The 23857-nt window shown below is 63.9% G+C and carries 22 protein-coding genes and 1 pseudogene; 10 read left to right on the top strand and 13 right to left on the bottom strand.

Annotated elements, in window-relative coordinates; all coding sequences use genetic code 11:
* Positions 1 to 3915: autotransporter-associated beta strand repeat-containing protein (locus tag C7411_RS19030; protein ID WP_243413234.1), on the bottom strand; the 3915-nt coding region annotated here is incomplete at its 3' end.
* Positions 3916 to 4532: 617 nt separating this feature from the next.
* Positions 4533 to 5507: an alpha/beta fold hydrolase gene (locus tag C7411_RS19025; protein ID WP_110385608.1), complete on the bottom strand. Its 975-nt coding sequence runs from the start codon at positions 5505 to 5507 to the stop codon at positions 4533 to 4535.
* A gap of 82 nt (positions 5508 to 5589) precedes the next feature.
* On the opposite strand from C7411_RS19025, the gene C7411_RS19020 reads away from it, so the two are divergent.
* Entirely contained in the window at positions 5590 to 6027 is a 438-nt protein-coding gene (locus C7411_RS19020; RefSeq protein ID WP_110385609.1) for an Rrf2 family transcriptional regulator, read from the top strand.
* Between the two features lie 384 nt (positions 6028 to 6411).
* Here the strand turns inward: C7411_RS19020 and C7411_RS19015 are convergent, their stop codons facing one another.
* The 4 genes from C7411_RS19015 to C7411_RS19000 are packed head-to-tail and all read right to left on the bottom strand — an operon-like array spanning position 6412 to position 9911.
* On the bottom strand, positions 6412 to 7704 hold the full coding sequence (locus C7411_RS19015; protein ID WP_110385610.1) for an NAD(P)/FAD-dependent oxidoreductase: 1293 nt from the start codon (positions 7702 to 7704) through the stop codon (positions 6412 to 6414).
* Positions 7705 to 7712: 8 nt separating this feature from the next.
* Positions 7713 to 8459, bottom strand: coding sequence for an amino acid ABC transporter ATP-binding protein (locus C7411_RS19010; RefSeq protein ID WP_110385611.1), 747 nt, complete (start codon positions 8457 to 8459; stop codon positions 7713 to 7715).
* Positions 8456 to 9112: an amino acid ABC transporter permease gene (locus C7411_RS19005; protein WP_110385612.1), complete on the bottom strand. Its 657-nt coding sequence runs from the start codon at positions 9110 to 9112 to the stop codon at positions 8456 to 8458. The genes C7411_RS19010 and C7411_RS19005 overlap by 4 nt, the downstream gene beginning before the upstream one ends.
* A gap of 34 nt (positions 9113 to 9146) precedes the next feature.
* The gene (locus tag C7411_RS19000; protein WP_110385613.1) at positions 9147 to 9911 is read right to left on the bottom strand and encodes a substrate-binding periplasmic protein; all 765 of its coding nucleotides are present in this window, start codon (positions 9909 to 9911) and stop codon (positions 9147 to 9149) included.
* Between the two features lie 153 nt (positions 9912 to 10064).
* On the opposite strand from C7411_RS19000, the gene C7411_RS18995 reads away from it, so the two are divergent.
* Positions 10065 to 10889: an IclR family transcriptional regulator gene (locus C7411_RS18995; RefSeq protein WP_110385614.1), complete on the top strand. Its 825-nt coding sequence runs from the start codon at positions 10065 to 10067 to the stop codon at positions 10887 to 10889.
* Positions 10890 to 11161: 272 nt separating this feature from the next.
* Here the strand turns inward: C7411_RS18995 and C7411_RS18990 are convergent, their stop codons facing one another.
* The 3 genes from C7411_RS18990 to C7411_RS18980 form a co-directional block, all read right to left on the bottom strand.
* Complete coding sequence (locus C7411_RS18990; RefSeq protein ID WP_110385615.1) at positions 11162 to 11377, bottom strand: hypothetical protein; 216 nt, start codon at positions 11375 to 11377, stop codon at positions 11162 to 11164.
* Positions 11378 to 11457: 80 nt separating this feature from the next.
* Entirely contained in the window at positions 11458 to 12075 is a 618-nt protein-coding gene (locus tag C7411_RS18985; RefSeq protein WP_110385616.1) for an FMN-dependent NADH-azoreductase, read from the bottom strand.
* A 29-nt stretch (positions 12076 to 12104) separates the two neighbouring features.
* A complete protein-coding gene (locus tag C7411_RS18980) occupies positions 12105 to 12896 on the bottom strand; it encodes a DODA-type extradiol aromatic ring-opening family dioxygenase (protein WP_110385617.1) in 792 nt (263 codons plus the stop codon).
* Between the two features lie 75 nt (positions 12897 to 12971).
* Between C7411_RS18980 and C7411_RS18975 the strand changes: the two genes are divergently transcribed.
* Positions 12972 to 13871: a LysR family transcriptional regulator gene (locus C7411_RS18975; RefSeq protein ID WP_110385618.1), complete on the top strand. Its 900-nt coding sequence runs from the start codon at positions 12972 to 12974 to the stop codon at positions 13869 to 13871.
* 446 nt (positions 13872 to 14317) lie between these two features.
* Here C7411_RS18975 and C7411_RS18970 read toward each other — a convergent pair.
* Positions 14318 to 14581 (bottom strand): annotated as a pseudogene (locus C7411_RS18970) (transposase); the annotation flags it as partial.
* A gap of 546 nt (positions 14582 to 15127) precedes the next feature.
* Here C7411_RS18970 and C7411_RS18965 point away from each other — a divergent pair.
* Entirely contained in the window at positions 15128 to 16117 is a 990-nt protein-coding gene (locus C7411_RS18965) for a PDR/VanB family oxidoreductase (protein ID WP_110385781.1), read from the top strand.
* Here the strand turns inward: C7411_RS18965 and C7411_RS18960 are convergent.
* On the bottom strand, positions 16114 to 17049 hold the full coding sequence (locus C7411_RS18960; RefSeq protein ID WP_110385619.1) for a LysR family transcriptional regulator: 936 nt from the start codon (positions 17047 to 17049) through the stop codon (positions 16114 to 16116). The genes C7411_RS18965 and C7411_RS18960 overlap by 4 nt on opposite strands.
* Before the next feature lie 132 nt (positions 17050 to 17181).
* Between C7411_RS18960 and C7411_RS18955 the strand changes: the two genes are divergently transcribed.
* From C7411_RS18955 to C7411_RS18930, 6 genes are all read left to right on the top strand, one after another.
* Positions 17182 to 18477, top strand: coding sequence for an aromatic ring-hydroxylating oxygenase subunit alpha (locus C7411_RS18955; protein WP_110385620.1), 1296 nt, complete (start codon positions 17182 to 17184; stop codon positions 18475 to 18477).
* Positions 18471 to 18977, top strand: coding sequence for an aromatic-ring-hydroxylating dioxygenase subunit beta (locus C7411_RS18950; RefSeq protein WP_373682610.1), 507 nt, complete (start codon positions 18471 to 18473; stop codon positions 18975 to 18977). Before C7411_RS18955 ends, C7411_RS18950 begins: the two co-directional genes overlap by 7 nt.
* A 62-nt stretch (positions 18978 to 19039) precedes the next feature.
* A complete protein-coding gene (locus C7411_RS18945) occupies positions 19040 to 19405 on the top strand; it encodes a hypothetical protein (RefSeq protein WP_110385621.1) in 366 nt (121 codons plus the stop codon).
* Positions 19402 to 19932, top strand: a complete 531-nt coding sequence (locus C7411_RS18940; protein ID WP_243413233.1) for a nuclear transport factor 2 family protein — start codon at positions 19402 to 19404, stop codon at positions 19930 to 19932. The genes C7411_RS18945 and C7411_RS18940 overlap by 4 nt, the downstream gene beginning before the upstream one ends.
* Before the next feature lie 5 nt (positions 19933 to 19937).
* Positions 19938 to 21080, top strand: a complete 1143-nt coding sequence (locus C7411_RS18935; protein ID WP_110385623.1) for an amidase — start codon at positions 19938 to 19940, stop codon at positions 21078 to 21080.
* The gene (locus tag C7411_RS18930) at positions 21077 to 21820 is read left to right on the top strand and encodes an SDR family NAD(P)-dependent oxidoreductase (RefSeq protein WP_110385624.1); all 744 of its coding nucleotides are present in this window, start codon (positions 21077 to 21079) and stop codon (positions 21818 to 21820) included. Before C7411_RS18935 ends, C7411_RS18930 begins: the two co-directional genes overlap by 4 nt.
* 41 nt (positions 21821 to 21861) lie before the next feature.
* Here the strand turns inward: C7411_RS18930 and C7411_RS18925 are convergent, their stop codons facing one another.
* Both C7411_RS18925 and C7411_RS18920 read right to left on the bottom strand, forming a co-directional pair.
* Positions 21862 to 23100: a dienelactone hydrolase family protein gene (locus C7411_RS18925; RefSeq protein ID WP_110385625.1), complete on the bottom strand. Its 1239-nt coding sequence runs from the start codon at positions 23098 to 23100 to the stop codon at positions 21862 to 21864.
* Between the two features lie 28 nt (positions 23101 to 23128).
* Positions 23129 to 23854, bottom strand: a complete 726-nt coding sequence (locus C7411_RS18920; RefSeq protein WP_110385626.1) for an SDR family NAD(P)-dependent oxidoreductase — start codon at positions 23852 to 23854, stop codon at positions 23129 to 23131.
* Positions 23855 to 23857: the final 3 nt, after the last annotated feature.

The raw sequence follows: 23857 nt of genomic DNA, 5'->3' as shown, positions 1-23857 counted from the left end.
GATCGAGCCGTTGGTGGTGCCGTTGCCCAGTTGCAGCGTGCCGGCGCTGATCGTCGTGCCACCGGTGTAGGTATTCACGCCCGTCAGCACGGTGGTGCCGGTGCCGGTCTGTTGCAACTGGCCGCTACCGGTAATCACGCCGGATTCGGTGATCGTTGAGCCAGAAGCGGGGTCGAACGCGAGCGTGGCGTTATTGGTGACATTGCCGGTGATCGAACCATTGGTGGTGCCATCGCCCAGTTGCAGCATGCCGCCGCTGATCGTCGTGCCACCGCTGTACGTGTTCGCACCGGTCAACACTTCGGTGCCGCTGGCCTGCACGAGACTTCCCGCGCCGGTGATCGCGCCGGCGAATGTGGTTGGCGTGCCGCTGCCGTGGAGCGTCAGCACGTCGTTGCCGGATAGCAGGACCAGCGCGGCCGCGTCGCCCGTCAGGTTGTTCAGCGATTGCGAGAAGCCGTTCGTGTTGAAGGTGCTCGCTACATCGACCGCGCTCGAAGACGCAATCACGTTCGCGGCATTCGCCTGCAGCGTGCCCGTTTGTACCAGGGTGGTACCGGTGAACGTGTTGTCCGTATTGGACAGTGACACGACGTTGTTCGCGGCAATGACCAGATTGCCGGTGCCAGTTAGCTGCGCGGCCATGTCGGCATTCGCGCCGGTGGCGCCAGGGTCTTCGGTCAGCGTCAGGCTCTGGCCGGCCTGCAGCGCGAGCTGCTTCAGCGTGTAGCCGACATACAAGCCATTGTTGGCCGTGCCAGTGCCTAGCGCGTAGTTGTACGTACCAATTGCGACCAGGTTGCCGTTCTGCTGGATGTCGACGTTCTGCACGGCGCTGACCGGCGTGCCGTTCTGGTCTTCGAGTGTCAGTCCGCTGGCGTTGCCGGTCACGCTGGTGGCTGAAACCAGTTCGAGGCCATTGCTGATATGGCTCTGCTGGAACAGGGAGAGGCCACCCGACGCTGTCGGCACCGGTGGCGCGTACGGATTCGGGACGTTGATGCGCACCGTGCCTGTGCCGCTGACATTGAGCGCACCCGTGGTGATGAGACTGGTGGCGGCCTGCTGGCCGGGCGCAGTGCCGTCGAACACGGCGGTGCCACCGTTGAACGTGAGTGCGCCGATGGCCTGGTTGCCGTCGCCGACCGTGGTCACGTTGCCCGTGCCGAGCACGAGCGTTGCATGGGTCAGCGCCGTGGTGGTGTTGCCCGACAGCGCGAAGGTGTCGTTCGACAGCGCGACCGTTCCGCTGAACGTGCTGCCAGTGGCCGGGCCGAACGAGAACGCCTGTCCGCTGTTGGAGGCGGAGAGCGTGCCCGAGCCGGTCAGGGCGTTGCTGAAGCTGAACGCCCCGCTGGTGGTGGCCGCGAGGCTGCCGCCCGAGGCGATGTTGACTGTGCCGGAGCCGAGGTTGGCGGTCGAGGTCGCGCTTGCCGGTGCAATGGCGGCGCTGCCTGCGATCTGCCAGTCACCGGTGTAGCCGGCGTTGGCGCCGGCGAGCGTGGTGAGGGCGGAGCCGGCTGCGACGGTGGTGTCGCCGCTGCCTGCCAGTGTGTTGGCGAAGGTGCCGGCGCTGGCGAAGTCGAGATTCAGGCCTTGGGTCGCGTCGCCTGCGGTGGTGTTCACCGTTACCGTGCCCGTGCCCGCGGCGCTCCCGTTGGTCAGTTGCAGCGTGCCGGCGTTGACCGTGGTGCCACCAGTGTAGGTGTTCACGCCGCTCAGTACGGTGGTGCCCGTGCCGAGCTGCTGGACCTGTCCGGTGCCGGAGATCCCGCCTGCTTCCGTTATCGTCGTGCCGGAGGCCGGGTCGAAGGCAAGCGTAGCGTTGTCGGTGATGTTGCCAGCGATCGAGCCGTTGGTGGTGCCGTTGCCCAGTTGCAGCGTGCCGGCGCTGATCGTCGTGCCACCGGTGTAGGTGTTCAAGGCGGTCAGCACGGTGGTGCCGGTGCCGGTCTGTTGCAACTGGCCGCTGCCGGTAATCACGCCGGATTCGGTGATCGTTGAGCCAGAAGCGGGGTCGAACGCGAGCGTGGCGTTATTGGTGACATTGCCGGTGATCGAACCATTGGTGGTGCCGTCGCCCAGTTGCAGCGTGCCGCCGCTGATCGTTGTGCCGCCGCTGTAAGTATCCGCGCCGGTCAGCAACAACGTGCCGCTGTCAATCTTCGTGAGCGCGCCTGCGCCGGAGATAACGCCGCCCATCGTCAGTGTGGTGCTGGGACTGACGTCGAATGTTCCGCCTCCTGTACCCAGCGTGGTGGCACGCGACGAGGCGAAGGTCGCGGTTGTGTTCAACGTTCCGCCGTTGAATGCGAGCGCACCTGTCGATGCGCCGAGATTGCTGTCGGCCGAAACCTGCAACGTGCCGGCACTGATCGTGGTACCGCCGGTGTAGGTGTTCACGCCACTCAGTACGGTGACACCGGTACCGATCTGCTGGACCTGGCCGGTGCCCGAGATCGCGCCGGATGCGGTGATCATCATCCCGGAGGCGGGATCGAAGGCTAGGGTGGCGTTGTCGGCGACATCGCCCGAGATCGAGCCATTGGTGGTGCCGTCGCCCAGTTGCAGCGTGCCGGCCGAAATGGTCCAGGGAGTCGACGCCGAAGTGGAACCGATCAGCGCCCAGGTACCCGCGCCTGCCTTCTGGAATACCGTGAATCCCTGAAATGTCGTTCCTATCTGCGACAACGCGAAGACGGTCGACGCAGAGGTCCCCGCAGGATCGCTGGTCAGATCCGTCGTATCGCCGCCGAGGATCAGCGTGTTCGTGGTGCCGTTCGAGCCGACCACGTTCCCCACGAAGTTCCACCCCAATTGCAGTTGCAGGCTGTTGTTGCCGCTCGTGAAAGTAATGGCATTCGCGCGCGTGCTGCCATCACCGCTTACGCCACCGGCAATCATGCCGCCGTTGACGATCTGAAGGTTGGAGCCCTGAATGCCCACGCCGCCCACCGCGGTCGTGCCGGTGCCGGTCCCCGTGCCATTGGCGCCGGTACTGCCGCCGCGTCCACCCTGAATCGTACCGGTGTTAGTCAGCGTGAATGAAGAGCCGGAAACACCCGCGCCGCCTGCCCCGCCGGCCCGGCCGGTGCCGGCCTGCGCTCCGTTTCCCCCGTTGCCGCCGTTGCCGCCGGTAATGGAAAAGCTGTTCGTGACGTTGACGCCAGTGTCGACAAGGCCTGAGCCGCCGCCGCCGCCGAATCCGGCGCCGCCTATGCTGATTCCCGTGCCGCCGCTGCCACCTGCGCCACCCGTGATGTTTGCAGCGGTGCCCGTGCTGCCGCTGCCAGAGAGCACCGAGCCTGCGCCGCCGCCGCCGCCGCTGCCGCCGTCCGCGCCGGTAGTGAATGCAGAACTGGTGGCGTTGCCACCATTGCCACCGTTGCCGCCAGTGATCGTGCCGCTTACGCCGTTTAATGTCGCGCCAACAAAGCCGTCGCCACCGCCACCGCCACCGCCCGCGCCGAGTCCGGCAAGACAGAGGCCGCACGACGCGTCTCCGCCGTTTTCGCCGTTGCCCCCGGTCGGGCTGGCGGCGGTGCCGGCTGTCCCGCCGGCACCGCCTGCGCCCGCCGTACCACCCACTGCCGCGTTGCCGGCGCTTCCCGCGCCGCCGCTGCCATTGGCGTTGCCGTTCGATCCGGCAGCGACATTGGAGCCAGTGTTCGCGCCGCCGACGCCATTCACGCCGCCGCCACCGCCCGCGCCGCCGTTTATGCCTGACGATCCTCCCAATGCGGCGCTGTTATCTCCGCCCGTACCGTCTGCGTAGGCAGGGGTGGAAACAAGCACGAGAGGAAAAGCGGCTGTTGTCGCAAGTAGCAGCCGCCGGGAAGAATAGAAGGGCCTGTCGTTGACACAAGGCTGCCCGCGCAACGGATACAGACAACCAACCGGCTTGGTCTTGACCAATGGGGTTTTGTCCGAATCAGACTGCGCGAGGAACGAGCCGCCAGATCGACAGGACAACCAACGAGAACCCAGACCAGTAAGCGACATGTTTCACCGCCATTTCGAATCCTCCCCGCCTGACCGGCTCCGCAAAAGGAGCGGCCTGAGCGCGAATGAATCACGGCGTCTGCAGTCAGACCAGCGCCCGCAGCGTTTCGCGCCGTTCCATAGAGAAAGCTGGACGAAGTGCGTCGAACGTCTGTGTGCACATCCACCGGATCGAAATACAGTGACGTTTGTTAACGGCGCATGCATGACTCATCATGCACATCACGTCTCTTGTCGCGCTTCAATATGTATAGCACGCGAGGGCAAAAACATCGTAACCACAGGCAATGGTTTGGGCGTGCTGCATCGAACCGGTTGAAGCCGTGGAGCGAATCGGCCATGCAAACGACCTCGTGGATGAACTGACGAACGGCGGGTTGTGGCCGCACTGTGCCCCGCGGCCGCACGCGCCGATAACCTCGGAGGCGCGCTTCATGCAAGAGGCATAACCCGACCCTTTTCCGACATACCGTTCTGCGGGCGGAATGGCCGCTAACAGTCGTTGAACCGTCAGATCGCGCCGGTGTACATCAAAGATCGCGGAGAAACTCAATCAATGCCGCGTTGACGAAATCGGGCGCCTCCTGTTGCAGCCAATGCCCTGCTCGCGGAACGACTCGAGTGGCCGACAGCCCGGGGACGATCTGGGGCATGTCGCCAATAATTTCCTGCATGCCTGGCATTGCGAGACCTGTGTCTCGCTCGCCGACAAGGTACAGGGCCGGAACCTCGACGAGCAGGCCCTCCAGAGCCGATTGCAGTTCCCAATTACGGTCGAGGTTGCGGTAGTAATTCAATCCACCGCGAAAGCCGGAAATGCTGAATGCTTGCACAAACTTGTCGAGGTCGGCAGGTGCGAGCCACGCCGGCAACGAAGGTGGATCAATCAGCGAGTCAAGAAGTCCACCACTGCGCGGCACCAGTCCGAATGGATTGGGCGTATTCGCGTCGCGGACTCCGACGTCGCCCGATGCGGAGAAATAGATTTTGCGCAATGTCGTGGCAACGTCACGCTCAAGTTCGGTTTCGGCCAACCCAGGTTCGGAAAAGTAATGCGTATAGAACCTCGTTTGATCGGTCTGCGGAAAAAGCCGGCTCGGCGCCATCGGTGCGCGGCCCATCATTGGCACCCCAAGCGCAACGACAGCGCGAAAGCGGTCGGGCCGAAGCAACGCGGCTTGCCAGGCAATGGTTGCCCCCCAATCGTTTCCCACAACAACTGCGTCGCGTTCTCCGAGAATGTCGACGAGCGCCACCAGGTCACCGACAACATCCCATGTCGTGTACTGACCGGCTGCCGTCGGACATTCGCTTAATCCGTAGCCACGCAGATCCGGTGCCATTGCGCGAAAGCCGGCGTGCGCAAGTGCCGCCATTTGATAACGCCAGGCATGCGAGGTTTCAGGGAAGCCGTGACAAAGGAGCACCAATGGGCCGTCGCCCTGTTCAGCAACGTGCAGGCGAATTCCGTTTGCTTCAATAAAGGTTTGACGGTATGCGGTCATGGTTGCTCTGGCAAAGACGGTTGCACACTAGAAGCGGGATATAGCGTAACATCAAAAGTTACGAATTACCACGCTTCCGAATATGCAACGCGATACCCGACTGGCTCGACTTCTGCACATCCTCATCCACATGCATCTTCGCGGAGGCGCGAGCACCTCGGAGACGATTGCGCTGATGCTGCACACGAACCCCGTCCTTGTTCGCCGGACAATGGCCGCGCTACGCGAATCGGGGTATGTAAAGTCGACGGGTGGCCCGGGCGGAGGCTGGGTACTCGCTTGCGACCTCAACGATCTTACGGTGAGAGATATCTACGACGCCATTGGACATACCGCGCCGTTTGTGATTGGCCTGGCCGACGACAATCGCACTTGTCCGGTCGAGGCGGCCGTCAATCACCACATCGACGAGGTGCTGGGTTCAGCAGAGAATACGTTCCTTCAATTGCTTGGCGAAAAGCGACTCTCCGAGATCGCGCACAACGTGACGACGGCAAAGTCGCGCAAGACGATTCAGTAATCTCGCGGAGCGACAGAATGGTTAGCCATGGAAGCAGGCGTCGCGCGCCTGGACGACAGCGATTTGCGGCATGAGTGCGTGTCAGCTTTCAGCCCGCAAGCGGTCGTACGTTTGCGGACTGTCGATGCCCCTTGTTGGCCGGCTAGCGCCCGACGACCGAGCGTGGCGATCACCGCGGGCGCGGCCTTTCATGCAGAGGACATAAAGCGACCCAGTTCCGCCATCCGATTCTGCGGTCCCTCGATGTCCGCTTATAAGGTTCACCGGTCATCTGGACAAGCATGCTACACATCGGCGCAGGCGTTGGCATCGCACGCTGACCTCAAGCGCGTGTGGATTCAAACGAAGATGTGCTGGCTTCACTGGATGTCCTTAAACGTGTGCTCAGGAAAGCGCATCGAGCAGTCCGTACCACGCCACGCCCGCACTGATATAAAACCGCTGCAGCGCGTGAAACGGAACGGGCTCGATCGACGTGGGCGGCAGCGGTAAACCGCGTGTTGTCCCGCCGATCAAAGCAGCCAGATGCTTGCCCAAGGTCGTCGCCATCGCAATGCCGCGTCCGTTGTAACCGAGCGCGATCGTCATGCCCTCGGCCGGCAGATGCACGTGCGGCAGGAAATTGCGTGTAATGGCGATGCGGCCGGCCCACCGGTATTCGTATCCGATGTCCTTCAGTTGTGGAAACATCAACTGCGCCGCGCGCTCGAGATGGGCCCAGTCCACCGCATTGCGCGGCTCGCGAAACGGTCCGCGTCCACCCATTAGCAGACGCCCATGCGCATCCTTGCGGAAATAAAGCAGCAGGCGCCGCGAATCGGAAGCCACCTCGCCGCCTGGCAGAATCGTGGCACCGACATCGTCGGGCAGCGGTTTCGTTGCGACGATGAAGCTATTCGCCGCGATCACCGATTGGGCAAGGCGTGGCCACAGGCCATCGGTATAACCGTTGGTGGCCAGCAGGATCTGTCTGGAATCGATCAGCGGGCCATGCGCCGTGCGAATTCGCCAGCCTGCCGTGCCGCGCTCGACGCTCGCGGCACGGGTTCCGCCGTGGACCGTCGCGCCTGCCTTTTGCGCCGCGCGCGCGAGGCCGCGCGCGTAGCTCAGCGGCTGCACGCTGCCCGCGCGCCGATCGACCCAGCCGCCAACGAATGAGCCCGTGCCGAGCCGCCTCGATACCTGCGTACGGTCGAGCAGTTCGACCGGCGCACCGCGCGACGCCCACTGTTGCGCCCGAGTGTGCACCGTGCCGAGCAGCTTGCTCGAATGAGTAGGTTGAATCCAGCCGGCGCGCGTCGCGTTGCACTGAATGCGGTGGCGCTCGATCAGATCGAAAACCGTATCCGCGGCGCCGCCCGCCATCTGTATAAGCGCGGCACCGTCGCCTGGACCGTAGCGCCGGATGAGTTCGTCGGGATCGTATTTCAGACCTGGTATCACCTGGCCGCCGTTGCGGCCAGAGGCACCCCAGCCGGGCTCATTGGCGTCGATCACGCAGACGCGCAGGCCCTGTTCCGCCAGATGCAAGGCCGTCGATAAACCCGTATAACCGGCGCCGACGATCGCCACGTCGACCGTGACCGAGCCGTCGAGCGGCGGCGCGTCGACAGCCGGTTCCGCCGTTGCCGCCCAGAGCGAGGGGGGCAACGGTTTTGCAACTTCAACCAGGCTCATAGTGGTACTCAAATCCGGGATGCTTCGGTAAGCGCAGGCATCTTGCCGAGAAACTCGCGAGTGCGCGGATTGCGCGGACGTTCGAACAGATCGGCGGCAGACCCTTCCTCATGGATCATGCCGTCGTGAAGAAAGCAGACGCGGTCCGCCACTTCGCGTGCAAATCCCATTTCATGCGTGACGACGATCATGGTCATGCCGTCGTCGGCAAGCTGACGCATCACGCCGAGCACTTCACCGACCAGTTCCGGGTCCAGTGCTGAGGTCGGCTCGTCGAACAGGATCGCTTTCGGTTCCATGGCCAGCGCGCGCGCAATCGCCACGCGCTGTTGCTGGCCGCCCGACATTTCGGCCGGGTAAGCGTCCATCCGGTGCGAAAGACCGACCTTGTCGAGCAGATGCCGCGCCCGCTCGCGGGCCTGGGCACGCATTTCCTTCTTGACGAACACGGGACCCTCGAAAACGTTTTCCAGCGCGGTGCGATGCGGAAACAGATTGAAGCGCTGGAACACCATGCCGACCTGCGCGCGCAGGTTATGGATCTGCTTTGACTTCGCATCGACGGGGTTGCCTTCGACGGTGATCGTGCCGGCGTCGTGCCGCTCCAGTCCGTTGATGCACCGAAGCAGTGTCGATTTGCCGGAGCCCGATGGACCGATCAGGCACACCACCTGAGCGCGCTCGACGCTCAGGCTGACACCCTTCAGCACGTGCTGATCGTGAAAGCGCTTGTGAATGGAGTCGACCTTGATCATCGTTTTCCCTTCAATCCGAGGCGGCGTTCGATTCGCCGCAAGCCATAGACGAGCGGCAGGCTGAGCGCGAGGTAGAGCAGCGCGACCAGCGTGAATACCGTCATGTTCTGAAATGTCGACGAGGCGATCAGTTGTCCGGCGCGCGTCATTTCGGCGACGGTGATCGTCGAGGCGAGCGACGAGTCCTTGAGCATCATCACCAGGGTATTGCCATACGGCGGCAAGGCGATCCGGAACGCCTGCGGCAACACCACGCGCCGCATGATCATCGCGCCGCGCATGCCGATGGACTGCGCCGCTTCGATCTGCCCGTGGTCGATCGCCTGGATGCCCGCGCGAAAATTCTCCGCCTGATATACCGAATAGGCGACGCCGAGACCGATGAAGCCCGCCTGAAACGCCGACAGCTGCACGCCGAGATCGGGCAGCACAAAGTAAATATAGAAGAGCTGAACGATGATCGGCAGCCCGCGAATCACGTTGATGAAAGTTGCGGCGGCGTTCGATACGACGCGGTTCTGTGACACGCGCATCAGCGCGAGCGCCAGGCCGAGCACGGTGCTCAGAACGAACGAGCAGAACGTGATCTCGATCGTGACGACCGCGCCTTTCAGCAGAATGGGCAGAAACTCAAAGGCGTTCTGAAGGAACATGGCGAAGCGTCCTTATTCTGACAATGACGTCACGTCATTCCACCTGCCATTTCTTGATGATCTGCGTCAGCGTGCCGTCGGCCTTGATCTTTTTGATGCCGGTGTTCAGTTGCTCCAGCATCGCCGTGTCGCCCTTGCGCACGACGAAACACAACTTGCCTTTCACCGACGGCTGGTATCCGGCGACGAGACGCAATTGCGGATTCGGATTGTGCTGAAGCTGGTAAGCCAGAATCGGTTGATCGCCGAAGCCCGCCTTGATGCGCCCGAGTGCGACGTCACGCATGATGTCGGCGACTGAGTCGTAGGTCCGCACTTCCTTGTAGATGCCTTTCTTGTTCAACGCGTCGACGAACGCGGTGCCGACTTGCGCGCCCACGACTTCGCCTTTGAGGTCGTCCATCGAGGTGTACTGGCCTTTGTCGTCGGCGCGCACGATCAGGCCTTCGCCGTAGGAGTACACGGTGTCGGAGAAGTCGACGACCTGCTCGCGTGCCGGTGTCTTCAGCATGGCCGCCGAGATAATGTCGATCTTCTTCGTGGTCAGCGACGGAATCAGCGATGAGAACGTGGTCTGTTCGATCTTCACGTCGAAGCCCGCAGCCTTGCCCGTTGCGGTAATCGCATCGACCAGAAGGCCTTGAATCGAATTGCTCTTCACGTCGAGAAAGGTGAACGGCACACCGGTGGCCGTCGCGCCAACCTCGTAGGTGGGAGCGGCCGCCGAGAAAGCCGGCGCACCGGCGAGCAACAACCCTGTTGCAAAGACACTGGCAAAGCGTTTGACGAACTGGAACATGAGTCTCTCCACGAGTTGACGATGGCAGATCGGGGTATCGGTACCCATCATTTAAACCATGATATTCGAATCAAAAAGATCGACAAACGAAATTTGCGTATCGATATTCGATATGTTAAAGTCGACAACAGATGAGATCAATTGGGTGAATCCATGGCACGCAGGCAATTCGGCGAACAGACGGAAGCGCTCCCGGAACCCGAAGAAACGCCGGACGCGCTGTTCAATCAGTCGCTGGAGAAGGGAATCGCGGTGTTGCGCGCGTTCAGCGCACAACGAAGGTCAATGACGCTGCCGGAAGTCGCGGAGGCGACATCCATCACCAAAAGCTCCGCGCAGCGCATGATCTACACGCTGGAGAAACTCGGGTATGTGAGAAAGCATCCGCGTACCCGGCGATATCAACTGGCGCCGCGCGTGATGCAGATCGGATTTAATTATCTGGCCGCCGATACGCTGATCGACGTCGCGAACCCGTTTCTCTCCGAACTTACCAATGTCACCGGCGAGACGACCAATCTGACCGAGCCGGATGGTGTCGACATGGTCTACGTAGCGCGGTTCGTGTGTATGAAATTCGTGCCGATTCACATGCCGATCGGCAGCCGCATTCCGATGTACTGCACGGCGTCCGGGCGGGCCTATCTCGCGGCGCTTCCGGAAGCCGAGTCACGCACGCTGCTGTTAGCCAGCGACCGTGTCGCGCATACGCAGTACACCGTGACGGACCTCGACGAGATTGAGGCGCAGCTCGTGCTTGGGCGGCGCAATGGCTATGCGTCGAACCGCGAGGAACTTTTTATCGGCGATATGACGATGGCGGCGCCTGTGCTCGACGGGGAGCGTCGACCGGTCGGTGCGGTTCATGTCGTCGCACCGACGAGCCGGTGGACGCCGGCGGAAGCGGAGGCACGCCTGGCGCCCGCCGTGATCGATTGCGCACGGGGTATCAGTAGCTCAATCCGAACCCTTGCCTGAGGGCAAGCAATTTTGATTGGCTTCCCTCCGTGCACGCCACGATGGCTCGCGAAGAGGTAGCCGTCTGTGTCAAATTCGCGGATAAGGGGCACTTGGCACACGCCCTTCTAGGCACTGACAACTCCCGTCTACGAACGCGCGCCGCCTGCGGGCAATGTCTCTTATTTGACTTGGGAGAGACGCTTGAATGGCTGAACTGGGCCTCGGGTGAACGACCGTAGCTGGCCGAAGTGCCCTACGGCCGAGCGCGCCGATCGTCTCGGTGGCGCGCTTCATGCGTAAGGCATAACCCGACCCGGAGCGGTCAACCGGCGAATGTCTCCGTCAGGCAGCTTTGTCTGCGAGAACAGACATTGATCGGCAAGAACCTGACCGTACTGCCAACTGTTGACGTAATACTCGCCGTCGACCTGCCAGCCGAACTTAACCTGCACGGCCTGCCCTGCCGCCGCGGCTGCAGGCGAGGTCAGTACGTCGGTGAACGACAAACTGAAATTCGATTGCAACGGCGGGTTACCCGCACTCGCCCCCCTATAGGTATCCCCTCCCTCGTAGAACGGCCGTTCTTTCAGGCGGCTGCCGCATGCAAGAGACTGGAGTCAAGCTTCCCGACGAAGCCCTCCATCGTCTCCTCGCCCAGATCGACGGCTTTGGCGCCGCCGCCCGCGACGATCGTCACATCCGTGATCCCGATCACGTTGAGGATCAGCTTCAAGTACTGGGTCGCGATGTCGCGATCGCGGATCGGCGAGCCCTCGGTGTAAACGCCGCCCGACGCCAGTAGCACCGTCGCCTTTTTGCTGGTGACCAGGCCCTTTCCGTCGAACCCCAGTGTCATGCCCTTGCGCACGATGTGGTCGATCCACGCCTTCAGCACGGCTGGGACGTTGTAGTTGTAGACCGGCGTGGCAATAACGATGTGGTCGGCACCCAGCAGTTCGGCGACGAGTTCATCGGACACGCGCAGTGTGTCCTTCATCGCGGGCGAATGCTGCTCGGGCGACGTGAAGTATGCCTGCAACCACGGCGCCGTGACAAAGGCCAGATCCGTATTCGCAAGATCGCGCTCGACGATCTCGCCATCGGGATGCACGGCCTGCCAGTGCGCGACGAAATGGCGCGTCATATTGCGCGAGATCGAGGAATCAGTGCGAGGACTGGTTTCAACAACGAGTAGTTTGGTCATGGATTTTCTTTGAAGTGTCAAAGTGGATGTCAGCCAAAGCGAAAGCCGGACATGGGCTTTCCAAGTGCCTGGCCATGAAAGTCGATGTGCCCCGGTTCGCCGGATGCTGCCCCGGCGGCGATCATCAGCGGAAGCAAATGGTCTTCGCGCGGCTGGGCGTAGCGCGCACCGGGCGCCTGTTCCCAGTGGAGCAGTGCATGATCGCGGGTGGCGCCATCCACCATCGCCGTGCACAGCCAGGCGTCAAAGGCTTCTGCGTCAGGGTCCGAGCGACTCTCGCCCGAAAAGCTGCGCATGTTGTGGTAGGTCTGTCCGCTACCGACAATGAGCACGCTCTCGTCGCGCAGCGGCTTCAAGGCGCGACCGACGGCAAGATGGGTGGCGGGGTCAAGCCCGTGCTGCATCGAAAGTTGCAGCACGGGAATGTCCGCGTCGGGAAACATGACCTTCATGGGGACGAACACCCCGTGATCCCAGCCGCGCCGGTCATCCATCGCGCTCACTATGCCAGCGGCACCGAGCAGTTCGCGGACACGGGTCGCAAGCTCCGGTGCACCGGGCGCAGGCCATGTCAGCCGGTACGTGTAGTCGGGAAACCCGCCGTAATCGAAAAGCAGCGACGGGGCAGCGCCCGCATTCACGGTCGGACACTCTTCCTCCCAGTGTCCCGAAACGACAAGGATGGAAGACGGACGTTCCGACAGCGTGCTGGCGAAATCCCCCAGATAGGTCTCTAGCTCGTTCCAGGCGGCACGCATCGGGCCGGGCTCAAGAAAGAAGCAAGGGCCGCCGCCGTGGTTGATGAAGTAAGTTGGCTGCATACGCAGAGTTTGGGGGCGGCCAACCTTCAGAGGAAGAGATATAATTTTTATACTTTCTATCGGTTTATGTGATGCATGGCACTCGGCACTCTTAGCCTGGACCATCTGCGTGTGTTGGTGGCAATCGCAGACGCGGGTAGCTTCTCGGCTGCTGCCCGCAAGCTTCGTCGCGCGCAATCGGCCATCAGCCAGGCAGTTGCCACCCTGGAGGAATTGCAAGGCGTCCGCCTGTTCGACCGAAGTGGTCATCGGCCACGACTCACGGATATTGGACAAGTGCTTGTCGAGCAGGCGCGTCTGGTACTGGCCAGCGCGACGCGCTTCGAGGCGGTCGCAGCAAGCAACCGGACTGGCCTGGAGGCCGAACTCGCTCTTGCGATTGATCCACTGGTGCCGACCGCACCGTTGATCGAAAGCCTGCATCGGCTGCGCAATACCTATCCCGACCTTCCCGTTAGCTTTACGACAGAAGGTCTCGGAGGCGCCTTGCGTCGCTTGCGCAATGATTCTGCCGCGCTGGCTATTTGTTTGCTGCTTCCCGCCGTGCCGGAGGACATCGTTGCGTATCCGCTGCTACGCATCGACATGGTTCCGGTCGTTGCGCCCGAACATCCACTAGCCTCACTTGGGAGGCCAGCCACGCGAAGCGACCTTGAATCCCATACCCAACTCGTGCTTTCGGACCCGGTTGAAACGAATGGCGCGTCTTATGGGCTATCAAGCGCCAGGTTGTGGCGCTTCGTCGACCTCGGGAGGCGTCTGGATTTCCTTCTGGCAGGCTTTGGATGGTGCCGCATGCCAGGTCATCTTGTCAGCGAACCCATTGCTAACGGACACCTTACTCGTATCGAGATTGAAAACGACCCAACCCCACGTGAGGGATTGACGATCTATGCAGCCCATCGACGAGACCATGCTCCCGGAGTCGCCGGACGGTGGTTATTAGATGAACTTCAGCGATGTTTGTGTCGCTAAAATCGCATGTCGCGCGCAAGGCTGGTGAAGGAGAACCGGGTGTTGATTTACGCCCAGAGATGAAGAGTCGACGGCTGCTCGTGAGAAATCGTGCTGATGGCAGGCACATCAAAAAGCCGAATGTACGGACGCAGTCGAGACCTTCAAAATGCACACCGATCTTGCTCATAGGCGGGAGTCCATGTACGTTTATAGGCATGCAGTCTGTCTCGTCGCCGTTCCTGCCAGTACTCCGACAGCGCAATGACAAAGGAGCATCGTCGATTCCCGCAAACCTATCTTGCTAAATCATGGAGGTTCCTTATAGGCTGGCCTACACATTCCCCTGCCGACGCTTCGCTGACCGCCTCGCGGATGCCCGCGCACGGCTCGGGGGCGATGTGGCGCGCTATGCCTTCATCGTAGTGGACTCTCACCACCTACGCCTTGCCGATCTCCCGGCGCACCCAGTACGGATTCTCAAGCCATTGCCAAAGGACCTCTTCATCCGACAGATCGAACGCGTGCTGCAAATACAGCAGCCCAGCGATAAGGCGCGGCGACGTTGCCGGGCAGCCCCGGTGCGACACGAAGCTCGCGCTCATCGCCGCGTTCAACCGCTCCCAGTCGATCAGATCGGCGAGGCGAACCAACGGATGCTTCAAGTTGATTTGCTCGCGCAGTAGTTGGCGGAAGAAATCTCCCTCTGGCACCGGCATCTTCGGACCCATCCACACCTCGTCAGGATTTGCAGGATTCACGCATCAATATGCCCACTTCTCGCAAATCCAACAACACCGTTTCGGCTTCACAGCCTTGCTGCATACGCCTCGCACGATTGTTCAGCTCCGACTAAGTAGTACTTCGCATATCGATATCGCTCACCCCTCGATCCTTGCCGCGACAAAACCATATAACCTGCATGCGTTACGCAGATTCCGCCGATCACGTCGTACCGGGGAACGATCCACTTGTGCTGGGTCGGTATCCGCGCATGGCGGGGCTCGCGGCAGAGGTCTGCATGCCCCATGAAGCGCCGCGCGAGACTGCGTTGGTTCTCGATAAGGGGGTGGATAAATGACGATGGATAAACAGGATTCTGCATTAATTAAACGGTGTGATCGATGCCAGTCGGTCCGGGTCGACGCCGCCGCACCATCATCAGGCTAATTGATAATGCAAGCCTTTTATTATCGATTAGCCAAACACCGGGCGGGCCGCTACGCTGCGTACGCATGGAACAGAACGCAATCGCGCAACATTCGCTCATCACGCCCATGAAATCCTCGACTCACCCGGTTCGCGTCGAAGCGATCCACGATGAAGCGCCCGGCATCCGCTCGTTCGTCGTCGCCCGCGTCGACGGCGCGCCGTTCGGCAGCTACGAAGCCGGCGCGCACATCGACGTGACCGGGCCCTCCGGCATCGTGCGGCAATACTCGCTATGCGGCGACCCCGACGACACTCATCGGCACGTCTTCGCCGTCAAGCATGAATCTGCGTCGCGTGGCGGATCGCGTGCGCTCCACGAGCACGTCAAGATCGGATCACAGCTAACCGTCGGCGTGCCGCGCAACCGCTTTCGTCTCGCGCCTCGCGCCAGCCTGCATGTGCTGGTCGGCGCCGGCATCGGCGTAACGCCGCTCGTCAGCATGGCTTACCGGCTCGCGCGCGACGCGGCGCCGTTCGTCTTGCACTATTTCGTGCGCAGCGAGCAACACGCGGCTTTCCTGCCGCTCTTGCGCCGCCCGCCGTTTGCCGGTCATCTGCGGCTCCATTGCGGCATCGAGCCCGGCGACCTCGATGCAACGCTTGGCGATTTCCTCGCCGGCTGCGACGCGGACGCGCAGGTCTATACGTGTGGCCCCGCGCCATTCATGGATCAGGTGATCGATGCCGCCGGACGTCGTGTTCCCGCTGACGCAATCCACTTCGAGCGCTTCGCCGCCGATACCGCTCATGCCGACGCCCGCGCCGGCATCGACGCCACGCAAACGACCGGCGCCTTCGATCTGCGCCTCGCCCGCGACGGCCGGACCGTGCACGTGAGCGCGGACGTATCGATCGTCGACGCGCTCGCGTCGATCGGCATCGAGATCGACACGTCATGTGGCGAAGGCATATGCGGCACTTGCATGGTCGATGTCCTCGACGGCGAGCCCGAGCATCGCGACCATTGCCTGAGCCAGTCCGAACGCGCAAGCGGCAAGACGATCTGCTGCTGCGTATCCCGCTCGCGCAGCCCCGCCCTCGTGCTCGATCTCTAGGCGCGCCTGTCCGGCAGGCGGTCGAACGTGCGCACGATGTCCGTCATAAGCTCGCGCAGCCACACGTTGCCTTCGTCTCCATCAAAGTTCTCGTGCCAGTGCATCGTCACGGCGGCGCCAGGCAACTCCACAGGCAGATCGTAGATCCGGAATTCGCCGCCGCGATTGAATATCTGCGCGAGCCGGCGCGGCAGTGTCGCGTAATAGCCCGTCACGGCCAGCACGCTCGGCAATGCGACGAAGTGCGGCAGTTCCAGCACCGTGTTGCGGCCCACGCCGTTCGCGCGAAATGCATCCTCCAACGCATGATGGCTGTGCTCGACGGAAAGCACCTGCACGTGCGTCGCGGCCGTGAACGACGCGAGATCGATCTGCGGCCCGCGCGGTAAGCCGCGACGCCTGCGCGTCATGCACACGTACGTCTCGTCGAACAGCAGCCGGTGCCGCGTGTGCGCGGCCAATTCCGGCAGATTGCCGATCGCGAAGTCGAGACGACTCACCCGCAGTGCCTCCTCGATCTGTTCGACGGGCGTCGGCTCGATGCGCAGACGCACCTGCGGCGCCAGCCGGTGGAGTGCCTCGCAGATCGGCGGCAGATACGCCAGTTCCCCCGCATCCGACAGCGATAGCCGGAACGTGCGTGTACTCACGCGCGGATCGAACCGCTCGGCGTAGCGCAACGCCTCGCGCACGGTGTCAAGCGCGCGGCCGACGATGCCCGCCAGCTCCAGCGCGATCGGCGTGGGCTGCATGCCGACGCGCGTGCGAATGAAAAGCGGATCGTCGAACAAGGTGCGCAGCCGCCCGAGCGCGTAGCTGACGGCAGGCTGCGACAGTGCGAGGCGCTGTCCGGCCCGCGTGAGGCTGCGTTCCTCGATGATCGCGTTGAATACTCGCAGCAGATTCAGGTCGACGTGGTCGAGCGACGTCATGTCATTTGCCGGATTGATAGAGGGACTGATTTTAGATGAATTTGACCGATTGGCCTTTAGCGATCGACACTGGGCGGCGTTGGACACCTCTTGCTGGACGCCCCATCTTTCTCCCCACATGAAAGGTCACCGATGAGCGACATTCTCCAGCCGCCGTGTCAGATCATCGACACGAGCGCGCTGCACACGCGGGTCGAGCCCGATCGCGTGCTGCCCTCGCTGTACAACGACCCGGCCTTGTTCGAAGCCGAGCTCGACAGGATCTTCTACCGCACCTGGATCTGGGTTGCGCACGAAAGCGAACTGCCGAATCCGGGCGACTTCCGCACGACGGTCATCGGCCGTCAACCGGTGATCGTCGTGCGCGATCGCGACGGCAGCGTCAACGTCCTCGAAAACCGCTGCCGCCATCGTGCGGCAACCGTCTGCGAGCAGCACAAGGGCAATGCACGCGGGTTCACGTGCCCGTACCACAGCTGGAGCTACGGGCTAGACGGCGCGCTGCGCGCACTGCCCTACGGCGACGGCTACGAGGGCATTGCTGACAAGCACGATCTGCCGCTGCGGCGTCTGCGCGTCGGCATCTATCAGGGGCTCATCTTCGCGAGCTTCAACGATGCCGTCGAGCCGCTCGAAGATTTCCTCGGCGGCGCAAAGCCGTGGATCGATCTCTTCATGAAGCAGGGCGCAGGGTATCCCGTCAAAATGAACGGCGAGCATCGCTTCCGCTTCAAGGGCAACTGGAAGATCCAGCTCGAAAACACGACCGACCTCTATCACTTCCCGGTCGTCCACAAGTCGTGGATGAAGACAATCGACGACCAGACGGCCGCCTCGATCACGAGCTTCATGACGAGCGAGAACGCGTTCTGCCGCTCGCTCGGCAACGGGCACAGCGTCGCCGTGCTGATGCCAGAGCTGATCGATCTCGACGACGACAACGGCGCGCCGCTGCCCGTGCGTCACGAGGCGCTCGCCGCGTCGCTCGCCAAGTCGTATCCGCCTGACGAGGTGCGGCGTATCGTGCGTTCGCTGATGGGCGTCGGCTTCAACGTGAACCTGTTTCCGAACCTCGCGCTGTCGATGTCGTTCTTCCGCGTGCTGCGGCCGGTTTCCGTCGACGAGACCGAGATCCGCCACGTCGCACTCGCGATGGACGGCGGCCCTGACGAGGCGAACCGCGTGCGTCTGCGCGTACACGAGCACTTCCAGGGGCCGCTCGGCTTCGGCAGCCCCGACGACGCCGAAGCATGGGAGCGCGTGCAGCGCGGCTCGCACGCGGGCCCCGATGTGCCGATCCTCGTGAACCGCGGACTGAACCGTGAGACCACGGCAGCGAACGGCGAAAAGACGGCGCACGCAACCGACGAAACGGGCATGCGCGCCGCCTACGCAAAATGGCAGCAGATGATGGAGCCGCAATCGTGAGTGAACTCGAACCGATGCTCGCGCAGCCCGTACTGACGCGCGCGATGCAATTCATCTGGCGCGAAGCCGAGCTGCTCGACCGCAAGGATTACCGGGGCTGGCTCGCGCTGTGGTCCGACGAGGGACATTACGTCGTGCCCATCGACCCGCAGGCGAAGGATTTTGCGGCGACGCTGAACTACGCCTACGACGATCGCGCGATGCGCGAGCTGCGCGTGCAGCGGATGCTCGCCGGCTACTCGCCGTCGGTGTCGGACGCGGCACGCACGGTGCGAACCGTCTCGCGCTTCACGATCGACGATCAGGACGCGGAGGACTCTTGCATCACCGCGCGTTCGGCCCAGGTGGTCGTCGCCTACAAGCGCGGCGTCGCCACGCTGTTCGCGGCCGATCTCGAGCACCGCCTCGATCTGTCGCAGGGCGAACCGCGCATCGTGCAAAAGGTGGTCCGGCTCATCGATTCGACCGACACACTCAACGCAATCGGCTTTCTGCTCTGACGCCGCCGCGCGTCCTGCCGCCAGGGCGGGACGCGCGAGGCGCAGCACCTGGAGAACGCTTTATGGCTGACGACGCAACGCTACCGCTGCGCGTGCTGTTCTGCTGCGGCGTGACGCAGAACTTCTTCGACCTGCCGCGCGACGAGATCGGCACGATATGGCAAGCCTATGGCGCAATGCTCAAGGCGCTCGAGTCGATGGACGGCGTGCGCGTGCTCGGGATCATGGACGATGACCGGCTCGCGGTCGGCTCGTCCGCGCAGGCGCCTTGGACCTTCTACATCATGGCCGACGTCGCCGATCTCGACACCGTCGCCGCGGTCTGCAACCTCTATCGCACGACGCCCGTGGGCCCGTACAACCTGTGGCGCTACGGCAAGATCGAAGCGCGCGTCGGCCGCGCGCTTCGCGTGCCGGAGGCGACGTGAGCGCGGCCGCGCTGGCGCGCGCTGGCGAAGCGGCACTGCATCGGCGTCTCGCCGTGCTCGAAGCCGAGCACGCCGTGCGGCGCACCACGGCGCGCTACATGGCGCTGTGCGACGTGCCCTCGGGTGCGCTCGCCGACGAGACGCTGGCGTCGCTTTTCACGGGCGACGCCATTTGGGAAGGCGTCGGCCCGCTGTACGCGCGCAAGTTCGGCCGGATCGAGGGACGCGAAGCGATCCTCGCGATGCTCACGCGCTATCTGCCGCCGACGCCGCATTTCTCGGTCAACGCGCACTTCCTGAGTGCAGAGCAGATCGACGTATGCGCCGATGCGACGCAAGCCACGGGCCGCTGGCTGATGCTGCAGGCATCCCGTTACGTCAACGGCGGCGCCGAGCTGATCGCCGCGCGGCTCGAAGTCGATTTCGTGCCGTGCGCCGCATCCGGTGCATGGCTTATGCGGCATTTCCGGACCCGGCGCCTGTTCGACGCGCCGTGGCAAGTCACTCCCTCTCCCACCGATACCTGAGTGCCATGAACGAGTTCATCAGCGAGTTTTCTCTCGGCGATGCCGACGGGCCGAGCATCGCGATCAAGGACAGCATCGACGTCGCAGGCTATCCGACGACGGCCGCCAGCCGCGCGTTGGCCGACGCGCCCGCGGCCGGGCTGCACGCCGAGGTGGTCGAGCGCCTGCTCGACGCCGGCTGGCGCGTGGTCGGCAAAACCAACATGCACGAACTCGCGTTCGGCATGACGGGCATCAACGACTTCACCGGTACGCCCGAAAACCCGCAGGACGAGACGCGCATTCCCGGCGGCTCGTCGAGCGGCTCGGCCGCTGCCGTCGGCCTGCATCTGAGCTGCGCGGCGCTCGGCACCGACACCGGCGGCTCGGTGCGCGGACCCGCCGCGTGCTGCGGCGTGATCGGCATGAAGCCGACGTTCGGGCGCGTGTCGCGCAAGGGCGTCGCGCCCGCCGTCTCGACGCTCGATTGCGTCGGCCCGTTCGCACGCGACATGACCACGCTCACAGACGTGATGGCCGCCATCGCGCCGGGCTTCGACGAGATCGCGGCGGCCGCGCCGCCGGGCGCCGCGCGGATCGGCGTCGTCGCCGTCGACGCGCTCGACGCGATTCGCAACGCGGTGGCGCGCGCGCCGTCGCTCGCCGGTTTCGCCGCGCGCGAGGTCGAGCTGCCGCGCCTGCGCGCGGCGTTCGACGCGGGCCTTGCCGTCATCAACGTGGAGACGTGGCGCGCGTTCGGCCATCTGCTCGAAACAGGCAAGCTCGGCGCCGATCTCGTCGCGCGTCTGCGTGGCGCGTCGCAAACGAGCGCCGCCGACCTCGCCGTGGCCGAATCGGTGCGCGACGAATTCACGGCCGAAGTCGACCGCGTGCTCGACACCGTCGACGCGATCGTGCTGCCGACACTGCCGACGCTGCCGATCACGCTCGAAGCTGCGCGCGGCGGCGCCCCGGTGATCGCGATGTCGTCGCTGATCCGGCCGTTCAACCTGAGCGGCCATCCCGCGCTGAGCCTGCCGCTGCCGCTCGCGGACTCGCCGCTCGCCGCCGGATTGCAGATCGTCGCGCGCAAAGGTGCAGACGAGTTGGTCTGTGCGCTCGCCGCGCAGTTCGAAGCGGCGCTGGCAAGCCAGAGAGCGCCGGCATGACAGACCGCGTCGTGCTGGTGACGGGCGCCGCCCAAGGCCTCGGCGCAACGATCGCGCGGCGCTTTCACGCCGTGGGCTATCGAGTCGCACTCGGCGACGTGCACGCCGACGCAGCCCGGCAGCTCGCTCGCGCGCTGAGCGCCGACGGCTCGCGCGCGATCGCGCTTGCGCTCGACGTGTGCGAGAAAAGCGATTTCGAAGCGGCCCGCGACGCGATCCTCACGGTCTGGCAGCGCGTCGACGTGCTCGTCAACAACGCGGGCCGCGCGCAAGTCGTGCCGGTGATGGACGTGAGCGCGGAGCAATTCGGCCGCGCCGTCGACGTGAACCTGCGCAGCGTGCTGTTCGGCTGGCAGGTGTTCGGCCGGCACTTCGGCGCTCACGGCGGCGGGCGCATCGTCAACGTAGCTTCGCTCGCGGGCCAGAACGGCGGCACCGCAACGGGTGCGCATTACGCGGCCTCGAAGGCGGGCGTGCTCAATCTCACGAAGGTGTTTGCGCGCGATCTCGCCGCGCGCGGCGTCACCGTCAACGCGGTCTCGCCGGGGCCGATGGACCTGCCCGCCGTGCACGACAGCGTGCCGGCCGATACGCTGCGCAAGCTCGTCGCGGGGATCCCCGCCGGGCGGCTCGGCAACGCGGATTTCGTCGCCGACGTCGCCGTGCTGCTTGCCGCCGAGCACGCGTGGTTCACAACCGGCGCGTGCTGGGACGTCAACGGCGGATTGTTCATGCGCTGAACGATGCGGCGCCGGGGCACGCGCCCTGCCGCCGCTCATGCTCAGGTCGGCTTGCCCTCGCTCGATGCCCAGTTCGGCATCAGCGTATTGCTCGGCAGCGCCTCGTCGATCAGCTTCTTCGCGGTCTGGATGCCCGCGACAGGCAGCCCGGCCGGATCGAGCACGCCGATCTGCACGAGCACCGACGCCTGATCCCAATAGATGTGCTCGTTGTAGAGCTTGTCTCCGCGGAAGCACACCACTGCGAGCATCGGCACCTCGAAGTATTTGCCCGTCGGCGCGAGGCCCGGCAGCAGCCAGTCGATCTCGCGGTCGTGCGTCGCGCAGAACACGAACTCGTCGACGATCCGATCCGCGCCGATCGTCCGCGACACGGGAATCAACGTCGTATCGGCCGGATTGGCATCGACGAAGTGGTACTTGTAGAAGCGCTTGAGCTGGTCGTGGCCGACACCGCCCGTCATCGTCGGCACGTGGTTCACGTAGGGCTCGGCAACCATTGTCGGCATGACCGCGCCGACGTCGCGGGTCGCGAATTCGTAGTAGCAGTGCCGCTCCCACAACGTGTTGAGATCGTAGATCGGGCCAAGCACCTTGCGAAGCATCGCCATCGTGCGAGAGTAGGCCATCAGCGCCGCGGGTTTGTCGTACTGCGGACGTTCCGGCGTCGCGAACGCGTGATCACAGCCTGGATAGACATAGCACTCGGCGCCCGGACGATCGGCGAACGCAGCCACGATGCGCTCGCGCGCCTCGGGCGGACAGAACGCGTCGTTCTCGGGGAAATGGAACATGATCGGGCAGCGAATCGACGCGGCCTCGTCGAGATGATTCTGCAGATTCACGCCGTAGTAGCTGATCGCGCAGTCGACGTCGGTGCGCGCCGCGCTCAGCATCGCAAGCCGGCCACCGAGGCAATAGCCGATCAGGCCGACCTTGCCGGCCTGCTCCGGCAGCGCACGCGCGGCGTCGAGCGTCGCGGCGATGTCCTCGACGGCAAGCGTCTCGTCGAGGCGCTCGTGATAGTCGAGCGCCGCCTTGAAATCGTCCTCGCCGTAGCCCAGCACGACGCCCGGCTTCATGCGCCAGAACAGGTCCGGCACCAGCACGACATAGCCTTCCTCGGCGTAGCGGTCGGCCATCGCCTTCATGAACCCGTTGATGCCGAAGATCTCCTGCACGAGCACGAGGCCCGGCCCGGAGCCCTGCGCGGGCGTCGCGAGATACGCCGAAAAGTGGCCGCCGTCGCGGGCACTCACCTGGATGGTTCGACTGCTCATGGATGACGTCTCCTGGGCGAAAAAGTCATTACAGATAAGCGGCGAACTGCGCGAGCACGGCGGCACGGTCCGCTGCGAGTCCCGCCGCGACGCCCTCGGCCATCGCGCCGACGTAGACGTCGTGCGCGCCGCCCGGTCCTGCTTCGAGCGCCGCGAATACCGCGTCGACGACGTCCGTCACCGCGAGTTTCGGCGGCGGGAAATCGCGGCTCATGTCCGTATCGATCGCGCCGGGCAGCACCGCCAGCACGCGCACGCCGCGTCCGGCCAGCTCGGCGCGCACGCCTTCCGTCATGCGCAGCGCGGCTGCCTTCGACGCGCACAGGGAGCCCATCGCGGGCAGCGCGACGCGCGCGAGAATCGAAAGCATGTTGACCAGTGCACCGCCGTTGCGCGCGAGCGCCGGCGCGAACGCGCGGCACATCTCCAGCGTGCCGAAATAATTGACTTCCATTTCGGCGCGGGCTGCGAGCGCGTCGCGTGGCTCGGCCACGCGTTCGAGCCGGTTGATGCCCGCGTTGTTGATCAGCAACGAGACGTCGCCGGCCAGCGCGGCCGCCTCGGCGACCTGTGCGGGCACGGTGACGTCGAGCCGCACCGGCACGACGCGCGGATCGTCGAAGCGTGCCGCATCCGGATCGCGCATGCCCGCGTAGACCTTGCGGGCGCCACGCGCGAGCAGTCCGGCGACGAAGCCGGCACCGACGCCGCGGTTCGCGCCCGAGACGAAGGCCGTCGAATGTTCTATACGCATCGC

This window comes from Paraburkholderia silvatlantica (assembly GCF_003096715.1).
Taxonomy (GTDB): Bacteria; Pseudomonadota; Gammaproteobacteria; order Burkholderiales; family Burkholderiaceae; genus Paraburkholderia; species Paraburkholderia silvatlantica.
This window is presented reverse-complemented; position numbering and strand designations above follow the sequence as displayed.

Coding starts and splice junctions, on each gene's coding strand:
- C7411_RS19025 (WP_110385608.1), bottom strand. CDS start 5,507: ATGACCGCATACCGTCAAACCTTTATTGAAGCAAACGGAATTCGCCTG.
- C7411_RS19020 (WP_110385609.1), top strand. CDS start 5,590: ATGCAACGCGATACCCGACTGGCTCGACTTCTGCACATCCTCATCCAC.
- C7411_RS19015 (WP_110385610.1), bottom strand. CDS start 7,704: ATGAGCCTGGTTGAAGTTGCAAAACCGTTGCCCCCCTCGCTCTGGGCG.
- C7411_RS19010 (WP_110385611.1), bottom strand. CDS start 8,459: ATGATCAAGGTCGACTCCATTCACAAGCGCTTTCACGATCAGCACGTG.
- C7411_RS19005 (WP_110385612.1), bottom strand. CDS start 9,112: ATGTTCCTTCAGAACGCCTTTGAGTTTCTGCCCATTCTGCTGAAAGGC.
- C7411_RS19000 (WP_110385613.1), bottom strand. CDS start 9,911: ATGTTCCAGTTCGTCAAACGCTTTGCCAGTGTCTTTGCAACAGGGTTG.
- C7411_RS18995 (WP_110385614.1), top strand. CDS start 10,065: ATGGCACGCAGGCAATTCGGCGAACAGACGGAAGCGCTCCCGGAACCC.
- C7411_RS18985 (WP_110385616.1), bottom strand. CDS start 12,075: ATGACCAAACTACTCGTTGTTGAAACCAGTCCTCGCACTGATTCCTCG.
- C7411_RS18980 (WP_110385617.1), bottom strand. CDS start 12,896: ATGCAGCCAACTTACTTCATCAACCACGGCGGCGGCCCTTGCTTCTTT.
- C7411_RS18975 (WP_110385618.1), top strand. CDS start 12,972: ATGGCACTCGGCACTCTTAGCCTGGACCATCTGCGTGTGTTGGTGGCA.
- C7411_RS18965 (WP_110385781.1), top strand. CDS start 15,128: ATGAAATCCTCGACTCACCCGGTTCGCGTCGAAGCGATCCACGATGAA.
- C7411_RS18960 (WP_110385619.1), bottom strand. CDS start 17,049: ATGACGTCGCTCGACCACGTCGACCTGAATCTGCTGCGAGTATTCAAC.
- C7411_RS18955 (WP_110385620.1), top strand. CDS start 17,182: ATGAGCGACATTCTCCAGCCGCCGTGTCAGATCATCGACACGAGCGCG.
- C7411_RS18945 (WP_110385621.1), top strand. CDS start 19,040: ATGGCTGACGACGCAACGCTACCGCTGCGCGTGCTGTTCTGCTGCGGC.
- C7411_RS18935 (WP_110385623.1), top strand. CDS start 19,938: ATGAACGAGTTCATCAGCGAGTTTTCTCTCGGCGATGCCGACGGGCCG.
- C7411_RS18930 (WP_110385624.1), top strand. CDS start 21,077: ATGACAGACCGCGTCGTGCTGGTGACGGGCGCCGCCCAAGGCCTCGGC.
- C7411_RS18925 (WP_110385625.1), bottom strand. CDS start 23,100: ATGAGCAGTCGAACCATCCAGGTGAGTGCCCGCGACGGCGGCCACTTT.
- C7411_RS18920 (WP_110385626.1), bottom strand. CDS start 23,854: ATGCGTATAGAACATTCGACGGCCTTCGTCTCGGGCGCGAACCGCGGC.